At 74.5% G+C, this 10763-nt stretch carries 1 protein-coding gene; it reads right to left on the bottom strand.

Annotated features, from left to right (window positions below):
* Positions 1-10763: amino acid adenylation domain-containing protein (locus ACIA6B_RS32440; protein ID WP_396779297.1), on the bottom strand; the 10763-nt coding region annotated here is incomplete at both ends.

Below are 10763 nucleotides of genomic sequence, written 5' to 3'. Positions count from 1 at the left end.
TTCAACTCCCCATACGACAACGACACCCCACCCACCACCACCGCCACCGCATCCGGCGACCGCCGCACCCGCTCCTCGAACAACTCGTGCAGGCAGCGGTCGACGGGCGTCACGTGCGACGGTGACGCCTGTCGCAGCAGCAGCTCCCGCTCGCCCGCGGGCAGGTAGGTGGCCCGGGCGTCGCCGTCGCCGCCGGCGGCCATCGACTCCAGCACGGCGCGCAGCATGCCGGCCAGCCGGTCCGCACTCGCCGGATCCAGGTGCCGCTCGCTGCTACCGAGGTGGAACCGGCCGTGCTGGCTGATCAGCGAGAGGGCGAACTCGTTGGGCGAGTTCGTCGTCCGGGTGCCGGCCGCCACCCGGCCGGTGTCCACGCCGCGGAAGTCGAGGTGGTTGAAGAAGACCTGGATCAGCGGGTCGCCGCCCCCGTCGCGGCGGATCGCGGGCATCGGGTAACGCCGGTGCTGCCACACGTCGAGTTCCCGGGCGAAGACCCGGGTGACGAGGTCGTGCCAGGTCGCCGCGGTCCGGTCGGCGGCGATCGGCAGCGTGTTGACGTACATGCCGGGAACCCGGTCGGCGCCCGGCTCCTCCGGCCGGGTGTCGACGACCATGCCCGCGTGGTAGGCGGGCTCGTCGGTCAGCTGACCCATCACCTTCAGGTACGCCGACAACAACACGGTCTTGAGCGACGTGCCGGTCTCGGCGGCCAGCGCGTGCAGCCCGTCGAGCAGGTCGTCGTAGGGGATCTGCCGGAACACCCGCCGGTCCGAGTCGCCCGCCCAGCCCCGCGGCAGCGTCACCCCGGTGTGGTCGCCGGTGATCCGCTCCCAGTAGGCGCGGTCCTCGTCCGAGGCCAGCGCGGCACGCTCCGCCGCGATCGCGTCGGCGAACCGGACTCCGGGCCGGTCGTAGGGCTCCGGCTCGGCGCCCCGGCGCAGCCGGTCGTAGCAGTCCAGCAGCTCCATCAGCACCTGGTGGGTGCTCCAGCCCTCGGTCAGCGCGTGCGTCTGGGTCAGGGTGAGCCACCACGCCTCGTCGCTCTCCTGGTGCGCGAGCACCCGGACCAGCGGCGGGACCGCGAAGTCGAACGCTTCGGCGCGCTGACGCGCCACCAGGCGCTCGCGGATCGCGGGGTGCTCGGCCGGGTCCACCTGTCGCAGGTCGTGCACCTCGACCGGCACGTCCACCGTCCGGTGCACGAGCTGCATCGGCACGGAGAAGCCGGTCAACCGGATCGAGGTGCGCAGCGTCTCGTGCCGGTCGGCCACCACCGCGACGGCCCGGCGCAGCGCGTCCTCGTCCAGCGGGTGCCCGTCGGTCACCCGGAACATGTTGACCATGTGGTACGCGCCGCGGCCGTCACCGGACATCGCCTCGATGACCATGCCCAGCTGGGTGCGGCCCAGCGGGTAGGCGTCCACCACGTCCGGCGGAAGCAGATCACGGTCCGCACGCTCGATCTGGGCGTACGCCTCGACGTACCGCCGGCCCGCGCCCGTCCCGACCGGGCGCAGCCGCTCGCAGAGCCGCTCGACGGTCCGGGCGTCCAGCACGTCGCGCACGGTCGTCTCGTATCCGGCCGCTCGCAGGTCGCCGACGAGCGCGACCGCCCGCAGCGAGTCGCCGCCGAGCGCGAAGAATCCGTCGCGCAGACCGACCCGCTCGACGCCGAGCGCCCGCGCCCACAGCCCGGTCACCTCGGTCTGGAGGCCGTCGGTGGGCGCGACGAACTCGGTCACCGCCAGCGCCTCGGCGTCGGGTTCGGGCAGCGCCCCGCGGTCGACCTTGCCGTTCGGGGACAGCGGAATCGCGTCCAGCACCACGAAGGCGGCCGGAATCAGGTAGGCGGCCAGCTCGGCCTCCAGCGCGGCGCGCAGCTCGGCCGGGGTCGGCCGCTCGTCCGCCGCCGCCACGTAACCGATCAACCGGTCGTCGCGGTGCACGACGACCGCCTGACGCACCAGGGGGTGCCGGGTCAGGGCCGCCTCGATCTCGCCCGGCTCGATCCGGTGCCCACGGACCTTCACCTGCTGGTCGGAGCGGCCGAGGTAGTCAAGCGTGCCGTCGGGCAGCCGGCGGGCGAGGTCGCCGGTGCGGTAGAGCCGGCCGCCGGCCGGGCCCCACGGGTCGGGGACGAACCGCTCGGCGGTCAGCGCCGGCTGGTTCAGGTAGCCGTCGCCCACGCCGAGACCGCCGACGTGGAGCTCGCCGGGCACCCCGTCGACCACCGGCGCGCCCCACTCGTCGAGGACGTACAGCCGGGTGCCGCGGACCGGCCGGCCGATCGGCACCCGGGTGAGCCCGTCGGCGGTGGTCAGCGCGTGGTGGGCGACGTCGTCCGCGCACTCGGTCTGCCCGTACGAGTTCAGCAGGCCGACCTGCGGGAACCGGGCCAGCCACCGGGCCGCCAGCTCGGCCGGGAAGGCCTCGCCGGTCACCACCAGCCGTCGCAGCGCGGCGTCGGGCGGCAGGGTGACGCCGCCGTCGAGGGCCGCGCGCAGCAGCGTCGGCACGACCTCCAGCACGGTGACCTCGCCGTCAGCGACCAGGGCGAAGAGGGCGTGCGGGTCGCGTGCGACCGCCTCCGGGACGACCCGGACGCAGCAGCCGGTGGCCGTGCCGGCCAGCATCTGCCAGATCGACACCACGAACGTCGGCGGCGCGTTCTGCGCGAGCGTGTCGGCCGCCGTCATGCCGAGGTCGGCCACCTTGGCGAGCAGGTGGTTGCCGACGCCGCGGCGGGTGATCGACACGCCCTTCGGCCGCCCGGTCGAGCCCGACGTGTAAAGCAAAAAGGCCGGGTCCGACGGCTCGGGTTCCGGCGCCGGTTCGCCTTCCGGCGCCGCCGCGCTCGGGTCGCCGGGGACCAGTACCGGCAGGTCGGTGTCGAGCGTGGACTCGCGGTCCGCGACGACGACCCGGGCCCGGGCGTCGGCGAGCTGGAACGCGAGCCGCCTGACCGGGGTCTCGGGATCGAGGGGAAGGCAGACGCCACCGGCCCGCAGGACGGCGAGGACCGCGGTGACCCGCGCCACGACGGCCGGCAGGCAGACCGCCGCCACGACACCGGGTCCGACACCGGCGGCGCGCAGCCGGCCGGCCAACCGGTCGACGTCCGCGCCGAGCTGTCCCCAGCTGACGGTCCCGAGGTCGCCGGCGAGCGCGGGCGCGTCCGGGGTCTCGGCCGCCCACCTCGCCAGTCCGCGCACCGGGTCGAAGGTGAACGGCTCCCGTTCGGCCGCGTCCGGTCCGGGGCCGGCGTACGGCAGCACCGACGCCCGCGCGTCGCCGTCGGCGTCCTGCGCCATCCGTTCCAGCACGGTGCGGTACATCGTCGCCAGCAGGGCGCCGTTCTCCCGGCTCATCACCCCGGTACGGGTGGTCAGGTTGATCCGGTCGGGCCGGCAGTGCACGGTCAGGTCGAACTCGGTGTGCGACTGGCTAAGCGTCGCGCCGATGTCGCCGTCGGCGTCCTGCCGGCGCGGGCCGACCCCGGCCAGGTCCACGTAGTTGAACGCGGTCCGCACCTGCCGCCCGGCCGAGGAGTCCCGCTGGATCGCGGGCAACGGATACCGCCGGTGCGGCCACAACGCGGTCTCCTGGGCGAAGACGCCGCGAATCAGCTCCCGCCAGGTGGCGGCGGTCCGGTCCACGGCGAACGGCACCGTGTTGAGGTGCATGCCGTAGACCCGGCTCGCGCCCGCGCGTTCGGGGCGCGCGTCGGTCACCAGGCCGACATGGCCGCGCCGGGTCTCGGCGAGCCGGCCCAGCACCGCCACGTGCGCGGCCAGCAGGACGCTCTTGACCGGGACGCGCAGCCCGGTGGCCAGTTCCCGCAGCCGTGGCTCCAGGTCGTCGAGCGGCACCAGGTGCTGGTAGGGCACATCGTCCGGCCCGGCCCAGACCGCGGGAACGCCGATCCCCTCCCGATCGTCGACCACCGACCGCCAGTACGCGGCGTCCTCGTCCCCGGCCAGGGACCGCAGCTCGGCGGCGATGAAGTCGGCGTAGCGCACCGGCGGCGCCTCGTACGGCGGCGGGGTGCTCCCCGCGGCCAGCGCCCGGTAGGCCGCGTGCAGCTCGGCCTGGACCATCGCCAGGCCCCAGCCTTCGCTCAGCGCGTGCGGCAGGCCGAGGCCCAGCCACCAGCGGGTGTCCCCGAGGCGGGCGACGACCACCCGCAGCAGGGGCGGGCGTGCCACGTCGTACGGTGCGTCCCGGTCGGCGGCGAGCCGCGTCCGGAACTCCTCGTCGCGCCGGTCGGCCGGCACGTCGCGCAGGTCGTGCACGGTCACCGGCACCTCGGCCGGGGCGTGCACGACCTGCGTCGGCACCGAGAACCCGGTCAGGTGCAGCGAGGTGCGCAGCGCGTCGTGCCGGCCGGTCACCTCGACCAGCGCGGCCCGCAGTGCCGCCTCGTCGAACTCGGAGCCGAGCACCTCGTACGCCACGAAACTGCGGTACGCCGTGGGATCGTCGAGCATCTCGACGACCATGCCGGCCTGCACCTGCGAGAGCGGGTACGCGTCCACCGCCGTCGGCGGCAGCTTCGTCCGGTCGTCGTCGCCGATCAGGGCGAACGGCGCGACCGGCTCGTCGTCGCCGGGGCGCCGGTCGCGGCCGGCCAGCCGATCGGCGAGCTCGGCGACGGTCGGGTGGCGGAACAGGTCGCGGACCGAGACGTCCAGCCCCTCCTCGCGCAGCACACCGACCGCGGCCAGCGCCCGCATCGAGTCACCGCCCACGTCGAAGAACATGTCGTTGACGCCGATCGGGGTGCGGCCCAGCACCTCCTGCCAGATGGCCGCGATGCGGCTCTGCAGCGGTGACCGCGGTGGCTCGTACTCCGATTCGCCCTCCTCGCCGTCGGCGGCCGACGACGGCTGCGGCACCAGCGCGCCGTCGGCGCGGGCCGCCGCCCGATCCCCGGTGGCGAACAGGCGTGACCCGGCCGGCCCGAAGGGGTCCGGGCGGAAGCGGTCCGCGGTGAGCGCGGGACGCCCGGTGAAGCCGCGCGGCACGATGCCGCCCAGGTGGATGTCGCCCGGCACACCGTCGGGCACCGGGCGGCCCTGCGCGTCCAGCACCCGCAGCTCGCGGCCGGGCAGCGGGTCGCCGATCGGGAACCGCGCGTCGTCGAGGTCGGCCGGCTCGAGCTGCCGCCAGCAGGCCCGCCGGTACCGGCTGACCACCGCCGGGCCGTCGCCGTCCGCCGCCACCAGCGGGCGCAGGTCGTCCGGGTGGCCCGCGTCGCCGGTGAGCAGCACCAGGCGTACGGCGAGATCCTCGTCCCGCGCGATCGGCGCGGCCAGGTCACGCAGGTCGTCCGCCCGGCGCGACAGCACCGAGACCTCGTGCCGGCGCAGCCGGTCCAGCAGTCGCGCCGGGGTCTCGTCCGGCGGCAGCACGACCAGCCGGCCGCCGTACAGCAGCGCACCCCAGATGGGCAGCGGGTCGTCCGCCCAGCCGGCGTCGAGGGTCCAGACGTCGAACTCGTCGAACTCGGCCGCCTGGTGCGCGGCGGTCACCTCGCTGAGCACGTCGGCGTGGCTGACCACGGCGTACGGCTCGGCCGGGCCGACCAGCATCGCCGTCTCCGGGTCGACGGTCACCTCGGGCGCGGCGGCGTCGCCGGGACCGTCCGGCGCGACCGTGACCGGGTGCGGCGACGGGTCGCCGGTGACGATCGCGGTGAGCCCGAGTTCCCGGCCGGGCGCGCGGTCGCCGCCCGGCGCGAGCGGCAGGTAGGCTCCGCCGGTCTTGAGCACGCCGAGCACCGCGCAGATCGCGTCGGCGCCGGGCGGCAGGCAGATGCCGGTCACCGTCTCCGGGCCCGCGCCGGCCGCGCGCAGCCGGTGGGCCAGGCCGTTCGCCCGCTCGTCCAGCTCGCGGTAGGTCAGCTCGGAGCCGCCGTCGATCACGGCGACCGCGGAGGGGGTCCGCGCCGCCCGGTCGGCGAACACCTCGTGCGGGGTCTGGCGCCGGCGTCCGCGGCCCGGGCGCCGGACCTTGCGCAGCGCCGTGCGCGGCTTCGGCTCGGGCCGGAAGGTCGCGCGGGCGTCGCCGTCCGGATCGGCGGCCATGGCGGCGAGGACGTCGCGGAACATGCCGACGATCTGCCGCGCTCGCTCGTGGCTGAGCACGTGGCTGTTGCTGCGCAGGCTCAGGCGTCCGCCGAGGGTGACGATGCCGACCGCGAACTCGTTCGGCGCGTCGCTGAACGCCTGGCTGTCGTCGGCCGCCTCGGTGTCCATCCGGTGGAAGTCGAGGTAGCAGAAGAACACGTCGACCAGGCGGCCGACGCCGGCCGGGCGCTCGATGGCGGGCATCGGGAAGTGCCGGTGGTCCCAGATCTCGATCTCGGTGTCCGACATCTGGCGTACCAGGTCGCGCCAGGTGCGCGCGTCCGGGCGGACGGGAAACGGCAGGGTGTTGAGGAAGTTGCCGTAGACCCGGTCGCCGCCCGGCTCGGCCAGCCGGGTGTGCGTGACCAGTCCGGTGTGGAAGGCGGGCGCGGTGGTCAGCTCGCTCATCACCTTCGCGTGCGCCGCGACCAGTACGCTCTTCACCGACGTCCGCGCGGACGCGGCCAGGCGCAGCAGGCCCTCCTCCAGGTCGGCGTAGGACATCCCGGCCCGCACGACCTCGGCCGGCGCGTCACAGTCGCCGCCCCACCCGGCCGGCATGGTCAGCTTCACGTGGTCGCGGACCATGTCGCGCCAGTACGCGCGGGTCCGCTCGGACTCCAGCGCCCGGCGCTCGGCCGCCACCGTGTCGGCGAACCGCACCGACGGCGCGTCCCACCGGTCCGGCGCGGCCCCGTCGCGCAGCCGCCGGTAGCACTCCAGCACATCCATCAGGAACAGCTGGTTGCTCCAGCCGTCCAGCAGCGCGTGGTTCTGGGTGAAGCCGCACAGCCACTCGGTGTCCGAGGTGACGTGGGCGTGCACCCGCAGCAGGGGCTCGTCGGAGGACAGGTCGAACAGGTCCGCCCGCTCCGCGGCCACGAACGCCGACATGTCGGCGAACTGTTCCCTGGCGTCGAGGTGCCGCAGGTCGCGCCACGCGCACGGCGCGGCGGCCACCCGGTGCACGAGCTGCATCGGCTCCGAGTAACCGGTCAGCCGGACCGAGGTCCGCAGCACGTCGTGCCGCCGGACCACCTCGCGCACCGCCCGCTCGAACGCGTCCGGGTCGAAGCCCTGGTCGTCGCGCACGTCGTACACGTTGACGTTGTGGTAGCTGCGCCGGTCGTCGTGCCCGGCGAGCAGCTCGATCAGCATGCCCGACTGGTTCATCGACAGCGGGTACGCGTCGGCCAGCCCGTCCGGCAGCCGCTCCCGGTCGACGGCCGGCACCAGCTCGAACGGCGCCACCGCCGCGCGGTCGCCCGCGTCCAGCGCGTCCCGGCCGGTGAGCAACCGCGAGACCGCTTCGACCGTGCGGTGCTGAAGGATCTCGCGGACCGACACGTCCCAGCCCTCGGCCCGCAGCGCGCCGATCAGGGCCACCGCCCGGATGGAGTCGCCGCCGAGGTCGAAGAAGTCGTCGCGGACGCCGGCCGTCCGGCCGAGCACCTCGGACCAGACCGCGACCAGGCGTTCCTGCAACGGGGTGGCGGTCTCGAAACCGCCCGACCCGGTCGCGGTCTCCTCCGGGGCCGGCAGGGCGTGCCGGTCCAGCTTGCCGTTGGCGTTCAGCGGCAGCCGATCGAGCTGTACGAACGCCGACGGCACCAGGTACTCCGGGAGCACGCGGGTGAGCCGCTCACGGATCGACGCACGGTTCATCTCACCGTTCGCCACCAGGTAGGCGACGAGCTGCCGCTCGCCGTCCGGCCCGGTTTCGCGGGCCACCACCCGGCAGTCGGTGATCTCGTCGAGGCCGCCGAGCGTCGCCTCGATCTCCCCCAGTTCGACCCGGTAGCCACGGATCTTGAGCTGGCCGTCGCGGCGCCCGCGGAAGTCGACGGCGCCGTCCGGCAGCAGCCGCACCAGGTCGCCGGTGCGGTAGAGGCGCGCGCCGGGCGGACCGTACGGGTCGGGCAGGAACCGGTCGGCGGTCAGGTCCGGGCGGCCCAGGTAGCCTCGGGCGACGCCGGTGCCGCCGACGTACAGCTCGCCCGTGACGCCGGTCGGCAACGGACGCAGGTCCCGGTCGAGGACCCGCATGACCATGCCCGGCAGGGGCGATCCGATCGGGACGACGTCGGGGACCGGCCCGTCGACCGGGTGGACGCAGGTGCCGACGGACGCCTCGGTCGGGCCGTACTCGTTGATCAGTTCGACGGCGGGCGCCTTCTCCTGCCAGGCGCGCACCACGTGCCGGGTCAGCGCCTCCCCGGCGACGACAAGCACCGGCGCCAGGCGTGCCGCCTGGTCCGCGGTGAGCTGGGTGGTCAGCACCTCCAGGTGGCCCGGGGTCAGCTTGATGAAGCTGTACGGGCCGTGCCGGTCGAGGTGGGCGCCGAGTTCGCCGAGGTCCACCTCGTTCGGCACCATCGTCACCGGCTGCCCGGTGACCAGCGGTCCCCACAGGTTCGGCACGACGAGGTCGAACGAGACCGAGGAGAAGAGCGGCGCGCCGCCGGTTCCCCGGGCGGCCAGGGTCCGCGCCGCCCACGAGACGTGGTTGGCGAGCCCCCGGTGCGACACGGCGACGCCCTTGGGGCGGCCGGTGGAGCCGGAGGTGTAGATGACGTACGCCAGCTGGTCGGCGTCGGGCCTGGTCCGTCCGGTGACCGCGGGGCGGCCGGCGGGCAGGTCCTCGGCCACCAGCCACCGGTCCGCGGGGACGTCGGCGACGCCGGGCAGGAGGTCCCGCTCGGTGATCACGACGGCGGCGTGGGCGTCCGCCACCATCCCGGCTACGCGCTCGGCCGGGAAGGCGACATCGAGCGGCAGGTAGGCGGCGCCCGCCTTCCAGGCGCCGAGCAGGGCGGCGGCGAGTTCCGGGCCGCGGTCGAGCAGCACGGCGACGACCGACTCCCCGCCGGCGCCGCGGGCGGTGATCGCCGCCGCGTACCGCTCGGCGCGGTCGTCCAGCTCCGCGTACGTGAGCGTGTGGCCGCCGGTCACCACGGCGGCGGCGTCCGGCGTACGGGCGGCCTGCTGCTCGAAGAGCTCCAGCACCGGCTGGTAGTCGCCGGGCAGCGGCACGCCGACCGCCCGGTCCTGCTGGTCACGCAGCTCGTCAGGGGTGACGAGCGCGATGGTGGCGTCGCCGTCCGGGTCGGCGGCCATCGCGGCCAGCACGGTCCGGAACAGGCCGGCGATCCGGTCGGTGTTCGCCGGGGTGAGCGAGCGGACGTCCGAGGTCAGGAAGATGTGCCCGGCCCGAGAGGAGACGGTCAACGGGAACTCGGTGGGGCTGTCGTCCAGCCCCTGGGTGGCGTCGACCAGCTCGGTGTCGATCTGGCGGAAGTCCTGGTAGTTGAAGAAGACCTCGATCAGCCCCTGCCGGCCGGGGTTGTCGCGCTGGACCGCGGGCAGCGGGTAACGCCGGTGCGACCAGGACTCGACCTCGCGGCGGAAGGTCCGGGCCACCAGGTCGCGCCAGGTGCCCCCAATCGGGTCGAACGGGAACGGCAGCGTGTTGAGGTACATGCCGAAGACCCGGTCGGCGCCGAGCACCTCGGGGCGGGTGTCGTAGACCAGCCCGGCGTGCACCGCGGGCTCCTCGCTGAGCCGGCTGAGCACCTTGCCGAACGCGGACACCATGACGGCCTTCATGGACGCGCCGGCCTCGGCCGCGAGCCGCCGCAGCCCCGGCTCCAGGTCGGTCCACGGGATCCGGGTGTGGTACGCGGTCCGCTCGGCCACGCTCCGGTCGCCCCAGTCGCGCGGCAGGGTGAACTTCTCGTACCGGCCCACCACGTCACGCCAGTACGCCCGGGTCTCCGGCGAGTCGAGCGCGGTGAGCTCGCCGGCGATGGCGTCGGCGAAGCGCACCGCCGGCATCGGCTCGGCGTCGGGCTCCTGACCCGCGGCGATCCGCTGGTACGCCCGCACCAGCTCCATCAGCATGGTGTGGTAGCTCCAACCCTCCATGACCGGGTGGCACTCGGTGATCGAGAGCCACCACGAGTCGGGCTCGGTGACGTGCACGAAGAAGCGCATCAGGGTCGGCCGGGTCAGGTCGAACGGCCGGGCCCGCTCGCTGGTCGCGAACTCCTGGAGCACGTGCTCGGTCCCGGCCGCGTCGAGCGTGCCGTGGTCGGTCCAGCCGATCGGCACCTCGGCCGTCCGGTGGACCAGCTGCATCGGCACCGAGTACCCGGTGAGGTGGACCGAGGTGCGCAGCATGTCGTGCCGGGCGACCAGCCAGGCGGCTGCGCGCTCGAAGGCGGCGAAGTCGAAGGGCCGCTCATCCATGATCCGGAACGCGCTGGAGTTGTGGTAGTTGTTCTGCTGGTCGTCGGCCAGCATCTCGATGACCATGCCGGTCTGGATCTGCGACAGCGGGTAGGCGTCGACCACCCCGTCCGGGACCAGCGCCCGGTCGTCGTCGCTGATCAGCGCGAACGGCGCGACCAGGGCGTGGTCGTCGGCGACCAGGGTGGACCGCTCGCCCAGCAGGCCGGCCAGTTCGGCGACGGTACGCCTGTCGAACACGTCCCGCACGCTCAGGTCGAAGCCCTCGGCCCGCAACGCGCCGACCAGGGAGACGGCGCGGATGGAGTCGCCGCCGAGTTCGAAGAAGCTGTCCCGGACGCCGACCCGGTCCACCCCGAGCACCTCGGCCCACACCGCGCACAGCCG

The sequence above is a fragment of the Micromonospora sp. NPDC051141 genome, from assembly GCF_044455765.1.
Classification (GTDB): Bacteria; Actinomycetota; Actinomycetes; order Mycobacteriales; family Micromonosporaceae; genus Micromonospora.
This window is presented reverse-complemented; position numbering and strand designations above follow the sequence as displayed.